Genomic DNA, 21,151 nt, shown 5'->3' with positions numbered 1-21,151 from the left:
CTCCGCCAGGAGGAAAGGCCTTGAAAGACCTACTGAATTTGCTGAAAAACCAGGGTCAAGTCGAAGAGTTCGACGCCATCCGTATCGGATTGGCATCGCCTGAGATGATCCGTTCGTGGTCGTTCGGTGAAGTTAAAAAGCCGGAAACCATTAACTACCGTACGTTCAAACCCGAGCGTGACGGCCTGTTCTGCGCCAAGATCTTTGGCCCGGTAAAGGATTACGAGTGCCTGTGCGGTAAGTACAAGCGCTTGAAGCACCGTGGTGTGATCTGCGAGAAGTGCGGCGTTGAAGTCGCGCTGGCCAAAGTTCGTCGTGAGCGCATGGCGCACATCGAACTGGCTTCGCCAGTTGCCCACATCTGGTTCCTGAAATCGCTGCCGTCGCGTATCGGCTTGCTGATGGACATGACCCTGCGTGATATCGAACGTGTTCTCTACTTCGAGAGCTATGTCGTTATCGATCCAGGCATGACCACCCTTGAAAAAGGTCAGCTGCTCAACGACGAGCAGTACTTCGAAGCGCTGGAAGAGTTCGGCGACGATTTCGATGCCCGCATGGGTGCCGAAGCTGTTCGTGAGCTGCTGCACGCTATCGACCTGGAACACGAGATTGGCCGTCTGCGCGAAGAAATTCCGCAAACCAACTCCGAAACCAAGATCAAGAAGCTGTCCAAGCGTCTGAAGTTGATGGAAGCCTTCCAGGGTTCCGGCAACCTGCCAGAGTGGATGGTGCTGACCGTTCTGCCGGTTCTGCCGCCAGATCTGCGTCCACTGGTCCCGCTGGATGGTGGTCGTTTCGCGACTTCCGACCTCAACGACCTGTATCGTCGAGTGATCAACCGTAACAACCGCTTGAAGCGTCTGCTCGATCTGTCCGCTCCGGACATCATCGTGCGCAACGAAAAGCGTATGTTGCAGGAAGCTGTCGATGCCTTGCTCGACAACGGTCGTCGTGGCCGCGCTATCACCGGTTCGAACAAGCGTCCTCTGAAATCCCTGGCTGACATGATCAAGGGTAAGCAAGGTCGTTTCCGTCAGAACTTGCTCGGTAAGCGTGTTGACTACTCCGGCCGTTCGGTAATTACCGTAGGTCCGACCCTGCGTCTGCACCAGTGCGGTCTGCCGAAGAAAATGGCTCTCGAGCTGTTCAAGCCGTTCATTTTCGGCAAGCTGGAAATGCGTGGTCTCGCGACCACCATCAAGGCTGCCAAGAAGATGGTCGAGCGCGAGCTGCCGGAAGTTTGGGACGTTCTCGCTGAAGTGATTCGCGAACACCCGGTTCTCCTCAACCGTGCACCGACCCTTCACCGTCTGGGTATCCAGGCGTTTGAACCGGTACTGATCGAAGGTAAGGCTATCCAGCTGCACCCGCTGGTCTGTGCTGCGTACAACGCCGACTTCGACGGCGACCAAATGGCCGTGCACGTACCGCTGACACTGGAAGCCCAGTTGGAAGCGCGTGCGTTGATGATGTCGACCAACAACATTCTGTCGCCAGCCAACGGTGAGCCAATCATCGTTCCGTCGCAGGACGTTGTATTGGGTCTGTACTACATGACTCGTGAAGCGATCAACGCCAAAGGCGAAGGTCGTGTGTTCGCGGATCTGCAGGAAGTTGACCGTGTATTCCGTGCCGGCGAAGCCGCGCTGCATGCCAAAGTCAAAGTGCGGATCAACGAAACCGTCAATGATCGTGATGGCGGCAGCGTCAAGAACACCCGTATCGTCGACACCACTGTCGGCCGTGCGCTGTTGTTCCAGGTCGTTCCACCAGGCCTGTCGTACGACGTGGTCAACCAGCCGATGAAGAAAAAGGCGATCTCCAAGCTGATCAACCAGTGCTACCGCGTGGTTGGTTTGAAAGAGACCGTGATCTTCGCTGACCAGTTGATGTACACCGGTTTTGCCTATTCGACCATTTCCGGCGTTTCCATCGGTGTTAACGACTTCGTTATCCCGGATGAGAAAGCGGCCATCATCGGTGCTGCTACCGACGAAGTGAAAGAGATCGAAAGTCAGTACGCCTCCGGCCTGGTAACCCAGGGCGAGAAGTACAACAAAGTGATCGACCTTTGGTCCAAGGCGAACGACGAAGTTTCCAAGGCGATGATGTCGAACCTCTCGAAAGAGAAGGTCATCGACCGTCACGGCGTCGAAGTCGACCAGGAATCGTTCAACTCGATGTACATGATGGCCGACTCGGGCGCACGGGGTTCTGCTGCGCAGATCCGTCAGCTCGCCGGTATGCGTGGCCTGATGGCCAAGCCGGACGGTTCCATCATCGAAACGCCGATTACTGCGAACTTCCGTGAAGGGTTGAGCGTACTTCAGTACTTCATCTCCACTCACGGTGCTCGTAAAGGTTTGGCGGATACCGCGTTGAAAACGGCGAACTCCGGTTACCTGACTCGTCGTCTGGTAGACGTAGCGCAGGATCTGGTTGTTACCGAGATCGACTGCGGCACCGAACACGGTCTGTTGATGACTCCGCACATCGAAGGCGGCGACGTTGTAGAGCCGCTGGGTGAGCGCGTGTTGGGTCGTGTCATCGCTCGCGACGTATTCAAGCCGGGTACCGAGGACGTTATTGTTCCTGCCGGCACTCTGGTCGACGAGAAGTGGGTCGAATTCATCGAGCTGAACAGCATCGACGAAGTGATCGTGCGTTCGCCGATCAGCTGCGAAACCCGCTACGGCATCTGCGCCAAGTGCTACGGCCGTGATCTGGCTCGTGGTCACCAGGTGAACATCGGTGAAGCTGTCGGCGTTATCGCTGCTCAGTCGATCGGTGAGCCGGGTACCCAGCTGACGATGCGTACGTTCCACATCGGTGGTGCGGCAAGCCGGACCTCCGCTGCTGACAGTGTTCAGGTGAAGAATGGCGGTACCGTCCGTCTGCACAACCTCAAGCACGTTGAGCGAGTGGATGGTCACCTGGTTGCTGTGTCCCGTTCCGGTGAGCTGGCCATCGCTGATGACTACGGTCGTGAGCGCGAGCGTTACAAGCTGCCGTACGGTGCTGTGATTTCGGTGAAAGAAGGTGACAAGGTCGACGCTGGCGCCATCGTGGCCAAGTGGGATCCGCACACTCACCCAATCGTTACCGAAATGAAAGGTACCGTGACCTACGTGGGCATGGAAGAAGGCATCACGATCAAGCGTCAGACTGACGAATTGACCGGTATGACCAACATTGAAGTACTCGACGCCAAAGACCGTCCAGCTGCCGGCAAGGACATCCGTCCAGCTGTGAAGATGGTTGGTGTGGATGGCAAGGATCTGCTGTTGCCAGGTACCGACGTACCGGCTCAGTACTTCCTGCCGGCTAACGCCCTGGTCGGTGTCGCGGATGGTGTGCAGGTTGCGATCGGTGATGTTATCGCCCGTATCCCGCAAGAAACTTCGAAAACCCGTGACATCACCGGTGGTCTGCCGCGTGTTGCCGACTTGTTCGAAGCCCGTCGTCCGAAAGAAGCCTCGATTCTGGCTGAAGTCAGCGGCACCATCGCGTTCGGTAAAGAGACCAAAGGCAAGCGCCGTCTGGTCATTACCCCGAACGACGGTAGTGATCCGTACGAAGAGCTGATTCCGAAGTGGCGCCACCTGAACGTCTTCGAAGGCGAACAGGTTAACCGCGGCGAAGTTATCTCCGACGGTCCTAGCGATCCACACGACATCCTGCGTCTGCTGGGTGTGAGTGCGCTGGCCAAGTACATCGTTAACGAGATCCAGGACGTTTATCGTCTGCAAGGCGTGAAGATCAACGATAAGCACATCGAGACCATCCTGCGTCAGATGCTGCGTAAAGTTGAAATCGCTGAATCCGGCGATTCCACCTTCATCAAGGGCGACCAGATGGAGTTGACTCACGTTCTGGTCGAGAACGAGCGTTTGAGCGCGGACGAGAAATTCGTGTCCAAGTTCACTCGCGTTCTGCTGGGTATCACCAAGGCCTCGTTGTCCACCGAATCGTTCATCTCGGCGGCCTCCTTCCAGGAGACCACTCGCGTACTGACCGAAGCGGCGGTAACCGGCAAGCGCGATTACCTGCGCGGCCTGAAAGAAAACGTAGTCGTGGGTCGTTTGATCCCGGCCGGTACCGGTCTGGCTTATCACAGCGAGCGCAAGCGTCGTCGTGAAGCTGACAAGCCGTTGCGCGTGAGCGCCAGTGAAGTGGAAGCTGCACTGACCGAAGCGCTGAACTCGAGCGGTAACTGAGTTCTGCGGTAAATAAGCGCCAGGCCCTGGCCGCCGCGTTCAGCGAATCGAGACATTTTGTCGAGGTTCGTTGAGCGGGGAGGTCGGGGCCTTGCCTTGACTGGGGGCAAGATCCTCTTTAGACTCTTGTACCCCTAAATTTGGCGGGAATTCGTTCCTGCCATTTTGCTTTTCTTGCAAGACAATAGCGTCGCAAGACAACAGTGGAGCTAGTAGATGGCAACTATCAACCAGCTGGTACGTCAGCCGCGTAAGCGTATCGTCGAGAAATCCGACGTGCCTGCGCTGCAGAACTGCCCGCAACGTCGTGGCGTATGCACCCGTGTGTATACCACCACGCCGAAAAAACCTAACTCGGCACTGCGTAAAGTATGCCGTGTGCGTCTGACCAACGGTTTCGAGGTTTCCTCGTACATCGGCGGTGAAGGCCACAACCTGCAAGAGCACAGCGTGGTACTGATCCGCGGCGGTCGTGTAAAAGACTTGCCAGGTGTTCGTTACCACACCGTTCGCGGTTCTTTGGATACTTCCGGCGTTAAAGGTCGTAACCAGGGTCGTTCGAAGTACGGTACCAAGAAGCCTAAGTAGTAGTGGCTTTTTGTAAAAAACTGAATTCTATTTTTCTGAGTCGATAAGAGTAAGGTCGGAGGCGTCCCGAAAGGGCACCGATTCCGAGCGAACCTGAAGACCGTTTGAGGGCTTATCCATGCCAAGAAGACGCGTAGCAGCCAAGCGCGAAGTGCTTGACGATCCAAAATACGGAAGCCAAATCCTGGCCAAGTTCATGAACCACGTGATGGAAAGCGGCAAGAAAGCCGTTGCCGAGCGTATCGTTTATGGCGCGCTGGACAAGGTTAAAGAACGCAAGAACAGCGACCCCCTGGAAATCTTCGAGAAAGCTCTCGACGCCATCGCTCCGCTGGTCGAAGTGAAGTCGCGCCGTGTAGGCGGTGCTACTTACCAGGTTCCGGTCGAAGTTCGTCCGTCCCGTCGTAACGCCCTGGCAATGCGCTGGTTGGTAGACTTCGCCCGTAAGCGCGGCGAGAAGTCTATGGCCCTGCGTTTGGCTGGCGAACTGTTGGACGCTGCTGAAGGTAAAGGTGCTGCAGTTAAGAAGCGTGAAGACGTGCACCGTATGGCTGAAGCCAACAAGGCTTTCTCGCACTACCGCTTCTAATTTTAGCGTCACTAATTTTGCGAGGGCTTTATGGCTCGTACTACTCCGATTAACCGCTACCGTAACATTGGTATCGTTGCCCACGTGGATGCTGGTAAAACCACCACCACCGAGCGCGTCCTTTTTTACACTGGCGTAAACCACAAAATGGGCGAGGTGCATGATGGCGCCGCGACCATGGACTGGATGGTGCAGGAGCAGGAGCGTGGTATCACTATCACCTCCGCTGCAACCACGGCCTTCTGGTCGGGTTCTGCGAAGCAGTTCGACAAGTATCGCTTCAACATCATCGATACCCCGGGCCACGTTGACTTCACCATTGAAGTAGAGCGCTCGTTGCGCGTACTCGACGGCGCGGTCGTTGTGTTCTGTGGTACTTCGGGTGTTGAGCCGCAGTCGGAAACCGTATGGCGTCAAGCCAACAAATACGGCGTTCCACGTCTTGTTTACGTAAACAAGATGGACCGTGCCGGTGCGAACTTCCTGCGCGTGATCGGTCAGATCAAGCAGCGTCTGGGTCACACTCCGGTGCCGATCCAGTTGGCTATCGGTTCGGAAGACAACTTCCAGGGTCAGATCGATCTGATCAACATGGAAGCGGTCTACTGGGATGACGCTGACAAGGGCATGGCTCCTCGTCGCGAAGCAATTCCGGCGGACATGCTCGAGCTGGCTGAAGAATGGCGCGGCAACATGGTAGAGGCTGCGGCCGAAGCCAACGAAGAGCTGATGAACAAGTACCTCGAAGGTGAAGAACTCACCATCGACGAAATCAAGTCTGCTCTGCGTCAGCGCACCATTGCTGGTGAGATCGTTCTGGCTGTTTGCGGTTCGTCGTTCAAGAACAAGGGTGTTCCCCTGGTTCTCGACGCCGTTATCGACTACCTGCCGGCGCCGGTCGACATTCCTGCCATCAAGGGTACCGACCCGGATGACGAGACTGTTGAAATGGAGCGTCATGCAGATGACAGCGAACCGTTCTCCGCTCTGGCATTCAAGATCGCTACTGACCCATTCGTGGGTACCTTGACCTTTGCTCGTGTTTACTCGGGCGTGTTGAGCTCCGGCGACGGCGTGATCAACTCGGTTAAAGGCAAGAAAGAGCGCGTGGGTCGTATGGTGCAAATGCACGCAAACACCCGCGAAGAGATCAAGGAAGTACGCGCTGGCGACATCGCGGCCCTGATCGGCATGAAGGACGTCACCACTGGTGACACCCTGTGCTCCGCTGACAAGCCAATCATCCTGGTTCGTATGGACTTCCCGGAGCCGGTTATTTCGGTTGCCGTAGAGCCTAAGACCAAGGATGACCAGGAAAAAATGGGTATCGCTCTGGGCAAACTTGCTCAGGAAGATCCATCTTTCCGCGTTAAAACTGATGAAGAGACTGGTCAGACGATCATCTCCGGCATGGGCGAGTTGCACCTGGACATCCTGGTAGACCGGATGCGCCGTGAGTTCAACGTCGAAGCCAACATCGGTAAGCCTCAGGTTTCCTATCGTGAGCGCATCACGAAGAGCTGTGAGATCGAAGGCAAGTTCGTTCGCCAGTCCGGCGGTCGTGGTCAGTTCGGCCATTGCTGGATCCGTTTTGCTCCTGCTGACGAAGGTCAGGAAGGTCTGCAATTCGTGAACGAAGTAGTGGGTGGTGTGGTTCCTAAGGAATACATCCCGGCTATCCAGAAGGGTATCGAAGAGCAGATGAAGAACGGCGTAGTTGCCGGCTATCCGCTGATCGGCCTGAAGGCTACCGTGTTCGATGGTTCTTACCACGACGTCGACTCCAACGAGATGGCGTTTAAAGTGGCTGCATCCATGGCAACCAAGCAATTGGCTACCAAGGGTGGTGGTGAGCTGCTTGAGCCGATCATGGCTGTAGAGGTTGTTACACCTGAGGACTATATGGGTGACGTGATGGGTGACCTGAACCGTCGTCGCGGCATGATCTTGGGTATGGAAGACACGGTTTCCGGCAAAGTGATTCGTGCCGAGGTTCCGCTGGGTGAGATGTTCGGTTATGCGACCGACGTCCGTTCCATGTCTCAGGGTCGCGCAAGCTACTCTATGGAATTCAAAAAATACGATACGGCTCCTGCGCATGTCGCCGAAGCTGTTACTAAAAAACAAGGCTGATTCAGCCCTTTAGGCAAGGAGTTAATTGTCGTGGCTAAAGAAAAATTTGTACGTGACCTCCCGCACGTCAACGTTGGCACCATCGGTCACGTTGACCATGGTAAAACCACTCTGACTGCTGCTCTGACTCGCGTCTGCTCCGAAGTTTTCGGTTCGGCCGCTGTTGCTTTCGACAAGATCGACAGCGCACCGGAAGAAAAGGCTCGTGGTATCACCATCAACACCGCGCACGTTGAATACAACTCGCACATTCGTCACTACGCTCACGTTGACTGCCCAGGTCACGCTGACTATGTGAAGAACATGATCACCGGTGCTGCACAGATGGACGGCGCTATCCTGGTTTGCTCGGCCGCTGATGGTCCGATGCCACAAACCCGTGAGCACATCCTGCTGTCCCGTCAGGTAGGCGTTCCGTACATCGTTGTCTTCCTGAACAAGGCTGACATGGTTGACGACGCTGAGCTGCTGGAACTGGTTGAGATGGAAGTGCGCGATCTGCTGAGCACTTACGACTTCCCGGGCGACGACACTCCGATCATCATCGGTTCCGCTCTGATGGCTCTGAACGGCCAAGACGACAACGAAATGGGCACCACTGCCGTTCGTAAACTGGTTGAGACTCTGGACAGCTACATTCCAGATCCAGTACGTGCTATCGACAAGCCGTTCCTGATGCCAATCGAAGACGTATTCTCGATCTCCGGTCGTGGCACCGTGGTAACTGGCCGTATCGAGCGTGGCATCATCAAGATCCAGGAAGAACTGGAAATCGTTGGTCTGCGTGATACCGTCAAGACTACCTGCACCGGTGTTGAGATGTTCCGTAAGCTGCTCGACGAAGGTCGTGCTGGCGAGAACTGCGGCGTGCTGCTGCGCGGCACCAAGCGTGACGACGTTGAGCGTGGCCAGGTTCTGGTCAAGCCAGGTTCGGTCAAGCCGCACACCACGTTCACTGCAGAAGTTTACGTTCTGAGCAAAGAAGAAGGCGGCCGTCATACTCCGTTCTTCAAAGGCTACCGTCCACAGTTCTACTTCCGTACAACTGACGTGACTGGTAACTGCGAGCTGCCAGAAGGCGTTGAGATGGTAATGCCGGGTGATAACATTCAAATGACTGTTACCCTGATCAAAACCATCGCAATGGAAGATGGTCTGCGTTTCGCTATTCGTGAAGGCGGTCGTACCGTCGGCGCTGGCGTCGTAGCCAAAATCATTGCGTAAGCATTGATTGATGAAAAAGCCCCCGCTTGCGGGGGCTTTTTTATTGGGTTGACACTATGTTGGCCCCTCTATAGAATTGCGCCTCCTTTTAACGGGCGTATTGCGCTCGGTGGGAATAGCAGCCTGGAGTCTGAAATCCAATGCAAAATCAGCAAATCCGTATCAGGTTGAAGGCTTTTGACCATCGCCTGATCGACCAATCCACCCAGGAAATCGTGGAAACCGCGAAACGTACTGGTGCTCAAGTGCGTGGTCCAATTCCACTGCCTACCCGTAAAGAGCGGTTCACCGTTCTGGTCTCCCCGCACGTCAACAAAGACGCGCGTGACCAGTACGAGATCCGTACTCATAAGCGCGTACTGGACATCGTCCAGCCAACGGATAAAACCGTTGATGCTCTTATGAAGCTTGATCTGGCGGCCGGTGTGGAAGTACAGATCAGCCTCGGCTAAGACTCGGTCTTAGTCGTGTAACGCTCTGAAATGGGCGGCCATAGCGGGTGAAAGCCCCGTACACTCATGAGGTTTACAACATGACTATTGGTGTAGTCGGTCGTAAATGCGGTATGACCCGTATTTTCACCGAAGAAGGTGTCTCCATTCCGGTTACGGTCATTGAGATCGAACCGAATCGCGTCACCCAGTTCAAAACTGAAGAAACCGATGGCTATCGTGCAGTGCAAGTCACTGTCGGCGTGCGTCGTGCTTCGCGTGTGACTGCTGCTCAAGCAGGTCACTTCGCTAAAGCAAACGTTGCAGCTGGTCGTACCGTAATGGAATTCCGCCTTGAAGAAGGCGAGTACCAGGCAGGCGATCTGATCAACGCTGAAATCTTCGCCGCTGGTCAACTGGTTGATGTAACCGGTCAGTCCAAAGGTAAAGGCTTCCAGGGTACGATCAAGCGTTGGAATTTCCGTGGCCAAGACAACACTCACGGTAACTCCGTTTCCCACCGCGTCCCGGGCTCTATTGGCCAGTGCCAGACTCCTGGTCGTGTATTCAAGGGCAAAAAAATGTCCGGTCATATGGGCGCTGAGCGCGTGACCGTGCAGTCCCTCGAAGTAGTGCGCGTCGACGCTGAACGCAATCTGTTGTTGGTCAAGGGTGCTGTTCCTGGCGCTACTGGCGGCAACCTGGTTGTACGTCCGGCGGCCAAGGCTCGCGGTTAAGGGGAAGCTGACATGCAATTAAATGTAAATGACGCTCAAGCGATCGAAGTTTCCGAACTGACATTTGGCGGCGAATTCAACGAGACGCTGGTTCACCAAGCAGTCGTGGCCTACATGGCCGGCGGCCGTCAAGGTAGCAAAGCGCAAAAGACCCGTTCCGACGTTCGTGGTGGCGGTAAGCGCCCATGGCGTCAGAAAGGTACTGGCCGTGCTCGTGCCGGTACTATCCGTAGCCCAATCTGGCGTGGCGGCGGTACCACTTTCGCAGCTCGTCCACAGGATCACTCCCAGAAGCTGAACAAGAAGATGTATCGCGCAGCAATGCGTTCCATCCTTGCTGAGCTGGTGCGTACTGATCGTCTGGTTGTGGTTCAGGACTTCGCTGTTGATGCACCGAAGACCAAAGATCTGCTGAACAAACTGACCGGCATGGGCCTGACTGACGTCTTGATCGTGTCTGAAGTAGTTGATCAGAACCTGTACCTGGCTGCTCGTAACCTGCCACACGTTGATGTACGTGACGTGCAAGGTTCCGATCCAGTTAGTCTGATCGCATACGACAAGGTGTTGATCACCGTGTCGGCCGTGAAGAAATTCGAGGAGCTGCTGGGATGAACCAGGAACGCGTATTTAAAGTTCTGCTTGGCCCGCACGTTTCCGAGAAGGCTACGGTTCTGGCTGACAAGAAAGGCCAGTTCGTTTTCAAGGTTGCAACTGACGCAACCAAGCTGGAAATCAAGAAGGCCGTCGAAAGCCTGTTCAGCGTGAAAGTAGAGCGTGTTACTACCCTGAATGTTCTGGGTAAGAGCAAGCGCACTGCTCGCGGTCTGGGCAAGCGTAATGACTGGAAGAAGGCAGTTATCTCCCTTCAACCAGGCCAAGATCTCGATTTCAGCAGCAGTGCTGAGTAAGGAAGGGGTGCATCATGGCAATCGTTAAATGCAAACCGACTTCCCCTGGCCGCCGTTTTGTGGTCAAGGTGGTCAACCAGGAGCTGCATAAAGGCGCTCCTCACGCACCGCTGCTCGAGAAGAAATCGAAGACTGGTGGTCGTAACAACAATGGTCGTATTACCACTCGTCACATCGGTGGTGGCCATAAGCAGCATTATCGTCTGGTCGACTTCCGTCGCAACGACAAAGATGGCATCGCTGCCACTGTCGAGCGTATCGAATACGATCCAAACCGTACTGCGCACATTGCTCTGCTGCTGTACGCAGATGGCGAGCGCCGCTACATCATCGCCCCTAAAGGCGTGAGTGCTGGCGACCAGCTGATCGCAGGTGCTCTGGCACCGATCAAGCCGGGCAACGCTCTGCAACTGCGTAACATTCCAGTTGGTAGCACCGTACACGGCATCGAATTGAAGCCGGGTAAAGGCGCGCAAATCGCTCGTTCCGCTGGTGCTTCGGCTCAGCTGATCGCTCGTGAAGGTGTCTACGTGACCCTGCGTCTGCGCTCTGGTGAAATGCGTAAAGTATTGGCTGAATGCCGTGCAACGCTTGGCGAAGTCTCGAACTCCGAGCACAGCCTGCGTTCGCTGGGTAAAGCTGGTGCCAAACGCTGGCGTGGCGTTCGCCCAACCGTTCGTGGTGTTGCCATGAACCCGGTTGACCACCCACATGGTGGTGGTGAAGGTCGTACCTCTGGTGGTCGTCATCCGGTATCGCCATGGGGCTTCCCGACTAAGGGCGCGAAGACTCGTGGTAATAAGCGTACCGACAAAATGATCGTCCGTCGTCGCAAGTAAATAGAGGGATACGACAGTGCCACGTTCTCTGAAAAAAGGTCCTTTTATTGATCTTCACCTACTGAAGAAGATCGAAGTGGCGGCGGAAAAGAACGATCGCAAACCAGTTAAAACCTGGTCGCGCCGTTCGATGATCCTGCCACAAATGGTCGGTTTGACCATTGCTGTGCATAACGGTCGTCAACATGTTCCAGTTCTCGTGAACGAAGACATGGTCGGCCACAAACTAGGCGAGTTTGCCGGTACCCGCACATATCGTGGGCACGTGGCAGACAAGAAAGCCAAGCGTTAAGGGGTAAGGAACGATGGAAGTAGCCGCTAAGTTGTCGGGCGCTCGAATCTCCGCCCAGAAAGCCCGCTTGGTCGCCGACCAGATCCGCGGGAAGAAGGTGGGCGAAGCGCTCAACCTGTTGGCTTTCAGCAGTAAGAAAGCCGCCGAGATCATCAAGAAAGTGCTGGAGTCGGCCGTAGCCAACGCCGAGCATAACGAAGGCGCAGACGTTGACGACCTTAAAGTCGCCACCGTTTTCGTCAACGAAGGGCGTTCGCTGAAGCGCATCATGCCGCGTGCCAAAGGCCGTGCTGATCGCATCGTCAAGCGGTCTTGCCATATCACTGTCAAGGTTGCTGACAAGTAACGGAGTCGAAGAGATGGGTCAGAAAGTACATCCCATTGGCATTCGCCTGGGAATCGTCAAGGAGCACACCTCCGTCTGGTACGCAGACGGTCGGACTTATGCGGACTATTTGTTCGCTGATCTGAAGGTGCGTGAGTATCTCCAAGACAAACTAAAAAGCGCGTCCGTAAGCCGTATCGATATCCATCGTCCGGCTCAGACTGCACGTATCACCATCCACACCGCTCGTCCAGGTATCGTTATCGGGAAGAAAGGTGAAGATGTTGAGAAACTGCGTCAGGACCTGACCAAGCAAATGGGTGTGCCTGTGCACATCAATATCGAAGAGATCCGCAAGCCGGAACTCGACGGTATGCTGGTTGCGCAGAGCGTAGCTCAGCAGCTGGAGCGTCGCGTAATGTTCCGTCGCGCTATGAAGCGCGCTGTACAAAACGCCATGCGCATTGGTGCCAAAGGCATCAAAATCCAAGTGAGCGGTCGTCTCGGCGGTGCTGAAATCGCACGTACTGAATGGTATCGCGAAGGTCGTGTGCCACTGCACACCCTGCGTGCCGACATCGACTATGCCAACTACGAAGCTCACACCACTTATGGTGTGATCGGTGTAAAGGTTTGGATCTTCAAAGGCGAAGTAATTGGTGGTCGCCAAGAAGAGCTGAAACCGCAAGCACCAGCGCCTCGTAAAAAAGCTGCTAAGTAAGGGGTACGCCAAATGTTGCAACCAAAGCGTACGAAGTTCCGCAAGCAGATGACAGGCCACAACCGTGGTCTGGCTCAGCGCGGTAGCAAAGTCAGCTTCGGCGAATATGCGCTGAAGTCTGTTGCTCGTGGTCGTCTCACCGCTCGTCAGATCGAGTCAGCGCGTCGTGCTCTGACCCGTCACGTAAAACGTGGCGGCAAGATCTGGATCCGTGTATTCCCGGACAAGCCTATTTCCAAAAAGCCACTCGAAGTTCGGATGGGTAAAGGTAAGGGTAACGTGGAATATTGGGTTGCCCAGATTCAGCCAGGCAAAGTCCTGTATGAAATCGAGGGTGTTACTGAAGAGCTGGCGCGTGAGGCTTTCGCCCTGGCTGCTGCAAAGCTGCCACTCGCCACCTCCTTTGTTAAACGGACGGTGATGTGATGAAAGCGAATGAACTTCGTGAAAAATCAGCACAGCAGCTGAACGAGCAACTGCTCGGCCTGCTGCGCGACCAGTTCAATCTGCGTATGCAGAAAGCAACTGGCCAGTTGGGGCAGTCTCACCTGCTCTCGCAAGTTAAACGTGACATCGCTCGCGTGAAGACTGTGCTTAACCAGCAGGCAGGTAAGTAATCATGGCTGAAGCCGAAAAAACCGTCCGTACGCTGACTGGCCGTGTTGTCAGCGACAAGATGGACAAGACCATCACCGTTCTGATCGAGCGCCGCGTTAAGCACCCGATCTACGGTAAATACGTTAAGCGTTCGACTAAGCTGCACGCGCACGACGAAACCAATCAGTGCCACATCGGCGACAAAGTCACTATTCGTGAAACTCGTCCGCTGGCCAAGACCAAGTCTTGGGCATTGGTTGATGTTCTCGAACGCGCTGTGGAAGTCTAAGGACTAGGGGTCGGAGAAATTATATGATTCAGACTCAATCCATGCTCGATGTGGCCGATAACAGCGGCGCTCGCCGCGTTATGTGCATCAAGGTGCTGGGTGGCTCCCATCGTCGTTACGCTGGTATCGGTGACATCATCAAAGTTACCGTCAAGGAAGCAATTCCTCGCGGTAAAGTGAAAAAAGGCCAAGTGATGACTGCTGTTGTAGTCCGCACTCGTCACGGCGTACGTCGTGCTGATGGCTCCATTATCCGCTTTGATGGCAACGCTGCTGTTCTGTTGAACAACAAGCAAGAGCCGATCGGCACCCGTATCTTTGGGCCAGTGACCCGTGAACTTCGTACTGAGAAGTTCATGAAGATCGTCTCGCTCGCCCCAGAAGTGCTGTAAGGAGATCCGACATGCAAAAGATTCGTCGTGACGACGAGATCATCGTGATCGCCGGCAAAGACAAAGGTAAGCGCGGTAAGGTGCTTAAGGTTCTCGCTGACGACCGTCTGGTCATTGGTGGTCTGAACCTGGTCAAGCGTCATACCAAGCCTAACCCGGCGTCGGGCGTACAAGGCGGTATCGTCGAGAAAGAAGCGCCACTGCACGCTTCTAACGTCGCCATTTTCAACGGCGAAACCAACAAGGCTGACCGCGTTGGTTTCAAAGTAGAAGACGGCAAGAAAATTCGTGTCTTCAAGTCGACCCAAAAAGCGGTTGATGCTTGAACACTGCTAGGTAGAAGACCATGGCACGACTAAAAGAGATTTACCGGAAGGAAATCGCACCGAAACTTAAGGAAGAACTTAAGCTTTCGAACGTGATGGAAGTTCCGCGCGTTACCAAAATCACCCTGAACATGGGTCTGGGCGAAGCGATCGGCGACAAAAAAGTCATCGAGCACGCTGTTGCTGACCTGGAAAAGATCACCGGTCAAAAAGTCGTTGTGACTTACGCTCGGAAATCCATCGCTGGCTTTAAAGTCCGTGAAGGTTGGCCGATCGGCGTCAAAGTGACTCTGCGCCGTGAGCGTATGTACGAATTCCTGGATCGTCTGCTGTCGATCTCCCTGCCTCGGGTTCGCGACTTCCGCGGCCTGAATGCCAAGTCCTTCGATGGTCGTGGTAACTACAGCATGGGCGTTAAAGAGCAGATCATCTTCCCGGAAATCGACTACGACAAGATCGATGCTCTCCGCGGTCTGGACATTACCCTGACCACCACTGCCAAGAACGATGATGAAGGTCGCGCATTGCTGCGTGCTTTCAAATTCCCGTTCCGCAACTGATTGGAGTAGGACCATGGCCAAGATGAGCATGAAAAACCGCGAGCTGAAGCGTCAGCTCACGGTTGCCAAGTACGCCAAGAAGCGTGCAGCACTGAAAGCAATCATCGTTGATCTGAACGCAAGTCCAGAAGCGCGTTGGGAAGCTACAGTAGCTCTGCAGAAGCAGCCACGTGACGCAAGCGCCTCGCGCATGCGTAACCGCTGCCGCCTGACTGGTCGTCCGCACGGCGTTTACCGCAAGTTCGGCCTTGGCCGTAACAAACTGCGTGAAGCGGCAATGCGTGGTGACGTACCAGGTCTGGTTAAAGCCAGCTGGTAAGTACTGTCAAAGTCTCGGTGGCCAGGATCGCAAGATACTGACCATCGGTGGCCTTGAATCTGGAACAAGCCCCTTTTGGGGCTTGTTTCATTTCCGGAGTGTGTCTAGAATACCCGGCTCGCCTGAGCCCGTGTTTTCTATGCTCGGAGATTCTCGGCGACACGTAATAGCCGCAAGGCTAATTTTTTTGTATTAGGAGCGTCTAGCCCATGAGTATGCAGGACCCGTTAGCGGACATGCTAACTCGTATCCGTAATGCCCAGATGGCTGAAAAGTCCGTCGTAAGCATGCCATCTTCCACGTTGAAGGTAGCTGTTGCCAAAGTCCTGAAAGACGAAGGCTACATTGCGGGTTATCAGATCAGCAGCGAAATCAAACCTCTGCTGTCCATCGAGCTGAAGTACTTCGAAGGCCGTCCGGTCATCGAGGAAGTGAAGCGCGTTAGCCGTCCAGGCCTGCGTCAGTACAAGTCCGTCGAAGATCTGCCGAAAGTTCGTGGCGGTCTCGGTGTGTCTATCGTCTCCACCAACAAAGGTGTGATGACGGATCGTGCTGCGCGCGCTGCCGGTGTCGGCGGCGAAGTTCTTTGCACAGTGTTCTAAGGGGGGATAAGCATGTCACGCGTCGCTAAGAACCCCGTTAAGCTGCCAGCCGGTGTCGAAGTCAAATTCGCAGGCCAACAGCTTTCGGTGAAGGGTGCCAAGGGTACTCTCGAACTGAACATCCATTCGTCCGTTGAGATTGTTGAAGAAGCTGGTGAGCTGCGTTTCGCTGCTCGCAATGGCGATCAACAAACTCGCGCAATGGCTGGTACCACTCGTGCGTTGGTTAACAACATGGTCCAAGGCGTAAGCCAAGGCTTCGAGCGCAAGCTCCAGCTGGTCGGTGTTGGTTACAAAGCGCAAGCAAAAGGCACAGTGCTGAACCTGGCTCTTGGCTTCTCGCACCCAGTGGATTATGAACTGCCGGAAGGCATCACCGCTGAGACTCCTAGCCAGACCGATATCCTGATCAAGGGCATCGATAAGCAGCTGGTAGGTCAAGTGGCCGCCGAGATCCGCGACTTCCGTCCACCAGAGCCGTACAAAGGCAAAGGTGTGCGCTACGCGGACGAAGTCGTCCGTCGTAAAGAAGCCAAGAAGAAGTAGGGCATAGCAAATGACCGACAAAAAAGTTACTCGACTGCGTCGCGCTCGCAAAGCACGCCTGAAAATGCACGAACTCGAAGTCGTGCGTCTCTGCGTGTTCCGCTCGTCGCAGCACATCTACGCCCAGGTCATTTCGGCCGACGGCAACAAAGTCCTGGCAAGTGCCTCGACTTTGGATAAAGAACTGCGTGATGGCGCCACTGGCAACATCGACGCGGCCACTAAGGTTGGCCAGCTGGTCGCTACGCGTGCTAAAGCCGCTGGCGTCTCGCAGGTGGCTTTCGACCGCTCTGGCTTCAAGTATCACGGTCGCGTCAAGGCGCTGGCTGATGCTGCTCGTGAAGCTGGGCTGGAGTTCTAAGTTATGTCAAATAACGACCAAAAGCGCGACGAAGGCTACATCGAGAAGCTGGTTCAAGTTAACCGCGTAGCCAAAACCGTTAAAGGCGGCCGTATCTTCACTTTCACCGCGTTGACCGTGGTGGGTGATGGTAAAGGGCGCGTTGGCTTCGGCCGTGGCAAGTCACGTGAAGTGCCTGCTGCGATCCAGAAGGCAATGGAAGCTGCTCGCCGCAACATGATCCAGGTTGATCTGAACGGCACCACTCTGCAGTACGCAATGAAGTCCGCTCACGGCGCTTCGAAGGTGTACATGCAGCCTGCTTCTGAAGGTACCGGTATCATCGCTGGCGGCGCTATGCGTGCTGTCCTCGAAGTTGCTGGCGTTCAGAACGTTCTGGCCAAGTGCTACGGCTCGACTAACCCGGTAAACGTGGTTCACGCCACTTTCAAGGGTTTGAAAGCAATGCAGTCTCCTGAGTCCATTGCCGCCAAGCGTGGCAAAAGCGTCAAGGAGATCTTCTGATCATGGCTACCGTTAAAGTAACGCTGATCAAAAGCATGACCGGCCGTATCCCTAATCACAAATTGTGCATCAAGGGTCTGGGTCTGCGTCGCATCGGTCACACTGTAGAAGTACTTGATACTCCCGAGAATCGCGGGATGATCAACAAGGCTTACTACATGCTGCGTGTCGAGGGTTAATCGATGAAACTCAATGATCTGAGTCCTGCGCCGGGTTCCCGTCGCGAGAAGCATCGTCCGGGCCGTGGTATCGGTAGTGGTTTGGGTAAGACTGGTGGCCGTGGTCACAAAGGTCAGTCCTCCCGCTCCGGTGGCACCATTGCTCCAGGCTTTGAAGGCGGTCAACAGCCGCTGCATCGTCGTCTGCCGAAATTCGGTTTCGTTTCCCTGAAAGCCATGGACCGCGCAGAAGTGCGTCTGTCCGAGCTGGCCAAAGTGGAAGGCGACATCGTCACCGTGCAGTCCCTGAAAGATGCCAACGTGATTAACCAAAACGTACAGCGTGTGAAAATCATGCTGTCCGGCGAAGTTACTCGCGCGGTCACTATCAAGGGCATCGCAGCCACCAAAGGTGCGCGTGCGGCTATCGAAGCAGCTGGCGGCAAGTTCGAGGAATAAATGGCTAAGCAAGGTGCTCTCTCTGCGCTCGGCAAAGGCGGTATGTCTGAACTCTGGGCTCGTCTGCGTTTTCTGTTCCTGGCGATTATCGTCTACCGAATAGGCGCACACATCCCGGTTCCAGGTATCAACCCGGACCGACTCGCAGACCTGTTTCGACAGAATGAGGGGACCATTCTTAGCTTGTTCAACATGTTTTCCGGCGGCGCGCTGGAGCGGATGAGCATCTTTGCACTGGGGATCATGCCGTACATTTCGGCATCGATCATCATGCAGCTGATGACCGCCGTCAGCCCGCAGCTGGAGCAGTTGAAGAAGGAAGGTGAAGCTGGCCGTCGCAAGATCAGCCAGTACACCCGCTACGGCACCGTCATCCTTGCTCTTGTTCAGGCTATCGGCATGTCCGTTGGTCTGGCGGGGCAGGGCGTTGCGTTCACTGGTGACTTTGGCTTCCATTTCGTCGCGGTAACCACTTTTGTGGCTGGTGCGATGTTCATGATGTGGCTGGGTGAGCAGATTACTGAGCGTGGTGTTGGTAACGGTATCTCGATGTTGATTTTCGCAGGTATCGTCGCCGGTCTTCCGAGTGCAGTCGGGCAGTCTTTCGAGTCTGCACGTCAGGGTGATATCAATATCTTCGCCCTGGTTGCCATCGGTTTGCTGGCAGTAGCGATTATCGGTTTCGTGGTGTTCATTGAGCGTGGTCAGCGGCGTATCGCCGTTCATTACGCCAAGCGTCAGCAGGGCCGCAAGGTGTTTGCTGCGCAGACTAGCCACTTGCCGCTGAAAGTGAATATGGCCGGTGTTATTCCTGCTATCTTCGCGAGCAGCATTTTGCTGTTCCCGGCTTCGTTGGGTGCCTGGTTCGGTCAGTCTGAAGGTATGGGCTGGTTGCAGGACATCTCGCAGTCGATCGCTCCTGGTCAGCCGTTGAATATTCTGCTGTTTAGTGCAGGGATTATTTTCTTCTGCTTCTTCTATACGGCGTTGATGTTCAATCCGAAAGACGTAGCGGAAAACCTGAAGAAGTCCGGTGCCTTTATTCCGGGTATCCGTCCAGGTGAGCAGTCTGCGCGCTACATTGATGGCGTTTTGACTCGCTTGACCATGTTCGGTGCTCTATATATGACGGCCGTGTGCTTGCTGCCCCAGTTCCTGGTGGTTGCAGCAAACGTTCCGTTCTACCTTGGCGGGACCTCGTTGCTGATCGTCGTCGTGGTTGTGATGGACTTCATGTCCCAAGTACAATCGCACCTCGTTTCGCACCAGTACGAATCCCTGATGAAGAAAGCCAACCTGAAGGGCTACGGCAGCGGCATGCTGCGCTGAAGCACCCATAAGGTTCGAGGAGTTGGTGATGAAAGTTCGTGCATCGGTGAAAAAGCTGTGCCGTAACTGCAAAATTATTCGCCGCGAAGGTGTTGTTCGAGTAATTTGCAGCGCGGAACCGCGTCACAAACAGCGCCAAGGCTGAGTGTGATCCGCTTGAAGCCCGGCAGCTAGTGCGCTGCCGGGTTGATTATTTGTTATTACAGCGATATTATCTCGCGCCCTATTTCTTGGCTTCCGGGGCGTAGGTAGCTGTCAATTGGAGTCCCACTGAATGGCCCGTATTGCAGGCGTTAACATTCCAGATAACAAGCACACTGTTATCTCGCTGACCTACATCTATGGTGTTGGTCGCACTACTGCACAGAAAATTTGTGCAGTGACTGGGGTAAACCCAGCCGCAAAGATCAAGGATCTGAGCGACGAGCAGATTGAACAGCTGCGTGGCGAAGTGGCGAAGTTCACCACTGAAGGTGACCTGCGTCGCGAAATCAACATGAAAATCAAGCGTTTGATGGACCTCGGTTGCTATCGCGGTCTGCGTCATCGTCGTGGTCTTCCAGTACGCGGTCAGCGTACCAAGACTAACGCGCGTACCCGTAAAGGTCCGCGTAAGCCGATCCGCAAGTAATCGCCCCAGCGAATCGACAGGAAATTAATCATGGCAAAACCTGCTGCTCGTCCTCGTAAAAAAGTCAAAAAGACAGTGGTTGATGGCATCGCCCACATCCACGCGTCTTTTAACAACACCATCGTGACCATCACCGACCGTCAGGGTAATGCGCTTTCTTGGGCTACCTCCGGTGGTTCGGGTTTCCGCGGTTCTCGCAAGTCCACCCCGTTTGCTGCTCAAGTAGCTGCTGAACGTGCTGGTCAAGCTGCGCTGGAATATGGCCTGAAAAACCTCGACGTCAACGTCAAAGGTCCAGGTCCAGGTCGTGAGTCTGCTGTCCGTGCATTGAACGGCTGTGGCTATAAGATCGCCAGCATCACCGACGTGACGCCAATCCCGCACAACGGGTGCCGTCCGCCGAAGAAGCGCCGCGTGTAATCCAGGAGATTGTAAAGAATGGCTCGTTACATTGGTCCAAAATGCAAACTCGCTCGTCGCGAAGGCACCGATCTCTTCCTGAAGAGCGGCGTGCGCGCGATCGAATCGAAGTGCAACATTGAAGCAGCACCTGGTATCCACGGCCAACGCCGCGGTCGCCAGTCCGATTACGGCACCCAACTGCGTGAAAAGCAGAAGGTCCGTCGTATCTACGGCGTTCTCGAGCGTCAATTCAGCGGCTACTACAAAGAAGCTGCTGGCAAGAAAGGTGCAACCGGTGAAAACCTGCTGCAACTGCTCGAATGCCGTCTGGACAACGTTGTATACCGTATGGGCTTTGGTTCGACTCGTGCCGAATCCCGTCAGCTGGTATCGCACAAATCCGTCAGCGTAAACGGCCAAACCGTTAACGTCCCGTCTTACCAGGTTCGTGCTGGTGACGTGGTCGCGATTCGCGAGAAAGCAAAGAACCAACTTCGCATTGTCCAAGCTCTCGATCTGTGTGCCCAACGTGGCCGCGTAGAATGGGTAGAAGTAGACACTGAGAAGAAGTCGGGCGTTTTCAAGAACGTTCCTGCTCGCAGTGATCTGTCCGCCGACATCAACGAAAGCCTGATTGTCGAGCTCTACTCCAAGTAAGGGCTAGAA

The 21,151-nt window shown here is 54.9% G+C and carries 31 protein-coding genes; all 31 read left to right on the top strand.

From position 1 onward, the window contains the following. Positions 1-20 precede the first annotated feature (20 nt). The 31 genes from rpoC to rpsD all read left to right on the top strand — a co-directional run bounded on the left by rpoC (position 21) and on the right by rpsD (position 21,142). Positions 21-4,220 (top strand): DNA-directed RNA polymerase subunit beta', encoded by a 4,200-nt coding sequence (gene rpoC / locus AC3I0A_RS24375; protein WP_419116568.1) that lies wholly within the window; start codon positions 21-23, stop codon positions 4,218-4,220. A 216-nt stretch (positions 4,221-4,436) separates the two neighbouring features. Continuing rightward, positions 4,437-4,808: a 30S ribosomal protein S12 gene (rpsL, locus tag AC3I0A_RS24370; RefSeq protein WP_002555494.1), complete on the top strand. Its 372-nt coding sequence runs from the start codon at positions 4,437-4,439 to the stop codon at positions 4,806-4,808. A 118-nt stretch (positions 4,809-4,926) separates the two neighbouring features. Then, complete coding sequence (gene rpsG / locus AC3I0A_RS24365; RefSeq protein ID WP_010490886.1) at positions 4,927-5,397, top strand: 30S ribosomal protein S7; 471 nt, start codon at positions 4,927-4,929, stop codon at positions 5,395-5,397. Positions 5,398-5,427: 30 nt separating this feature from the next. Then, entirely contained in the window at positions 5,428-7,530 is a 2,103-nt protein-coding gene (gene fusA, locus AC3I0A_RS24360) for an elongation factor G (RefSeq protein WP_489375089.1), read from the top strand. Between the two features lie 30 nt (positions 7,531-7,560). Next, entirely contained in the window at positions 7,561-8,754 is a 1,194-nt protein-coding gene (gene tuf / locus AC3I0A_RS24355; RefSeq protein WP_489375088.1) for an elongation factor Tu, read from the top strand. A 140-nt stretch (positions 8,755-8,894) separates the two neighbouring features. Beyond that, complete coding sequence (gene rpsJ / locus AC3I0A_RS24350) at positions 8,895-9,206, top strand: 30S ribosomal protein S10 (protein WP_003186070.1); 312 nt, start codon at positions 8,895-8,897, stop codon at positions 9,204-9,206. Between the two features lie 80 nt (positions 9,207-9,286). Further along, complete coding sequence (rplC, locus tag AC3I0A_RS24345; RefSeq protein ID WP_489375087.1) at positions 9,287-9,922, top strand: 50S ribosomal protein L3; 636 nt, start codon at positions 9,287-9,289, stop codon at positions 9,920-9,922. Between the two features lie 12 nt (positions 9,923-9,934). Then, the gene (gene rplD, locus AC3I0A_RS24340; RefSeq protein WP_489375086.1) at positions 9,935-10,537 is read left to right on the top strand and encodes a 50S ribosomal protein L4; all 603 of its coding nucleotides are present in this window, start codon (positions 9,935-9,937) and stop codon (positions 10,535-10,537) included. Then, complete coding sequence (rplW, locus tag AC3I0A_RS24335; RefSeq protein WP_002555488.1) at positions 10,534-10,833, top strand: 50S ribosomal protein L23; 300 nt, start codon at positions 10,534-10,536, stop codon at positions 10,831-10,833. The genes rplD and rplW overlap by 4 nt, the downstream gene beginning before the upstream one ends. 14 nt (positions 10,834-10,847) lie before the next feature. After that, positions 10,848-11,672, top strand: a complete 825-nt coding sequence (gene rplB, locus AC3I0A_RS24330) for a 50S ribosomal protein L2 (protein WP_003210080.1) — start codon at positions 10,848-10,850, stop codon at positions 11,670-11,672. Positions 11,673-11,688: 16 nt separating this feature from the next. Next, a complete protein-coding gene (rpsS, locus tag AC3I0A_RS24325; RefSeq protein WP_002555486.1) occupies positions 11,689-11,964 on the top strand; it encodes a 30S ribosomal protein S19 in 276 nt (91 codons plus the stop codon). A gap of 13 nt (positions 11,965-11,977) precedes the next feature. Continuing rightward, positions 11,978-12,310 carry a 50S ribosomal protein L22 gene (gene rplV, locus AC3I0A_RS24320; RefSeq protein ID WP_419116571.1) on the top strand — a complete coding sequence of 111 codons (333 nt, stop codon included), beginning with the start codon at positions 11,978-11,980 and terminating at the stop codon, positions 12,308-12,310. Between the two features lie 13 nt (positions 12,311-12,323). After that, a complete protein-coding gene (rpsC, locus tag AC3I0A_RS24315; RefSeq protein WP_003176422.1) occupies positions 12,324-13,010 on the top strand; it encodes a 30S ribosomal protein S3 in 687 nt (228 codons plus the stop codon). A 12-nt stretch (positions 13,011-13,022) separates the two neighbouring features. Then, complete coding sequence (gene rplP / locus AC3I0A_RS24310; RefSeq protein ID WP_003210075.1) at positions 13,023-13,436, top strand: 50S ribosomal protein L16; 414 nt, start codon at positions 13,023-13,025, stop codon at positions 13,434-13,436. After that, entirely contained in the window at positions 13,436-13,627 is a 192-nt protein-coding gene (gene rpmC / locus AC3I0A_RS24305; RefSeq protein WP_002555481.1) for a 50S ribosomal protein L29, read from the top strand. The genes rplP and rpmC overlap by 1 nt, the downstream gene beginning before the upstream one ends. A 2-nt stretch (positions 13,628-13,629) precedes the next feature. Continuing rightward, a complete protein-coding gene (rpsQ, locus tag AC3I0A_RS24300; RefSeq protein ID WP_003176419.1) occupies positions 13,630-13,896 on the top strand; it encodes a 30S ribosomal protein S17 in 267 nt (88 codons plus the stop codon). A gap of 23 nt (positions 13,897-13,919) precedes the next feature. After that, positions 13,920-14,288 carry a 50S ribosomal protein L14 gene (rplN, locus tag AC3I0A_RS24295; protein WP_002555479.1) on the top strand — a complete coding sequence of 123 codons (369 nt, stop codon included), beginning with the start codon at positions 13,920-13,922 and terminating at the stop codon, positions 14,286-14,288. A gap of 11 nt (positions 14,289-14,299) precedes the next feature. Beyond that, positions 14,300-14,614, top strand: a complete 315-nt coding sequence (gene rplX / locus AC3I0A_RS24290; protein ID WP_029299388.1) for a 50S ribosomal protein L24 — start codon at positions 14,300-14,302, stop codon at positions 14,612-14,614. Positions 14,615-14,634: 20 nt separating this feature from the next. Next, positions 14,635-15,174 carry a 50S ribosomal protein L5 gene (gene rplE / locus AC3I0A_RS24285; protein ID WP_003210069.1) on the top strand — a complete coding sequence of 180 codons (540 nt, stop codon included), beginning with the start codon at positions 14,635-14,637 and terminating at the stop codon, positions 15,172-15,174. 13 nt (positions 15,175-15,187) lie between these two features. After that, entirely contained in the window at positions 15,188-15,493 is a 306-nt protein-coding gene (gene rpsN, locus AC3I0A_RS24280; RefSeq protein WP_003176414.1) for a 30S ribosomal protein S14, read from the top strand. 209 nt (positions 15,494-15,702) lie between these two features. Beyond that, entirely contained in the window at positions 15,703-16,095 is a 393-nt protein-coding gene (gene rpsH / locus AC3I0A_RS24275; protein ID WP_017848802.1) for a 30S ribosomal protein S8, read from the top strand. 12 nt (positions 16,096-16,107) lie between these two features. Then, positions 16,108-16,641 (top strand): 50S ribosomal protein L6, encoded by a 534-nt coding sequence (gene rplF / locus AC3I0A_RS24270; RefSeq protein ID WP_003176412.1) that lies wholly within the window; start codon positions 16,108-16,110, stop codon positions 16,639-16,641. 10 nt (positions 16,642-16,651) lie between these two features. Then, positions 16,652-17,002, top strand: a complete 351-nt coding sequence (rplR, locus tag AC3I0A_RS24265) for a 50S ribosomal protein L18 (protein ID WP_003186037.1) — start codon at positions 16,652-16,654, stop codon at positions 17,000-17,002. 3 nt (positions 17,003-17,005) lie between these two features. Continuing rightward, positions 17,006-17,506: a 30S ribosomal protein S5 gene (gene rpsE / locus AC3I0A_RS24260; protein ID WP_003186035.1), complete on the top strand. Its 501-nt coding sequence runs from the start codon at positions 17,006-17,008 to the stop codon at positions 17,504-17,506. Between the two features lie 2 nt (positions 17,507-17,508). Continuing rightward, the gene (gene rpmD / locus AC3I0A_RS24255; protein ID WP_003444363.1) at positions 17,509-17,685 is read left to right on the top strand and encodes a 50S ribosomal protein L30; all 177 of its coding nucleotides are present in this window, start codon (positions 17,509-17,511) and stop codon (positions 17,683-17,685) included. Between the two features lie 3 nt (positions 17,686-17,688). Continuing rightward, positions 17,689-18,123, top strand: a complete 435-nt coding sequence (gene rplO, locus AC3I0A_RS24250; RefSeq protein ID WP_002555470.1) for a 50S ribosomal protein L15 — start codon at positions 17,689-17,691, stop codon at positions 18,121-18,123. Beyond that, on the top strand, positions 18,124-19,452 hold the full coding sequence (gene secY / locus AC3I0A_RS24245; RefSeq protein ID WP_489375085.1) for a preprotein translocase subunit SecY: 1,329 nt from the start codon (positions 18,124-18,126) through the stop codon (positions 19,450-19,452). Positions 19,453-19,480: 28 nt separating this feature from the next. Then, positions 19,481-19,597: a 50S ribosomal protein L36 gene (rpmJ, locus tag AC3I0A_RS24240; protein ID WP_002555468.1), complete on the top strand. Its 117-nt coding sequence runs from the start codon at positions 19,481-19,483 to the stop codon at positions 19,595-19,597. 129 nt (positions 19,598-19,726) lie between these two features. Next, entirely contained in the window at positions 19,727-20,083 is a 357-nt protein-coding gene (gene rpsM / locus AC3I0A_RS24235) for a 30S ribosomal protein S13 (RefSeq protein ID WP_003186020.1), read from the top strand. Positions 20,084-20,113: 30 nt separating this feature from the next. Further along, the gene (gene rpsK / locus AC3I0A_RS24230; RefSeq protein WP_002555466.1) at positions 20,114-20,503 is read left to right on the top strand and encodes a 30S ribosomal protein S11; all 390 of its coding nucleotides are present in this window, start codon (positions 20,114-20,116) and stop codon (positions 20,501-20,503) included. Between the two features lie 18 nt (positions 20,504-20,521). Continuing rightward, positions 20,522-21,142, top strand: coding sequence for a 30S ribosomal protein S4 (gene rpsD / locus AC3I0A_RS24225; RefSeq protein WP_003210056.1), 621 nt, complete (start codon positions 20,522-20,524; stop codon positions 21,140-21,142). Positions 21,143-21,151 lie beyond the last annotated feature (9 nt).

Source organism: Pseudomonas sp. KH_024_B2, assembly GCF_057839965.1.
This window is presented reverse-complemented; position numbering and strand designations above follow the sequence as displayed.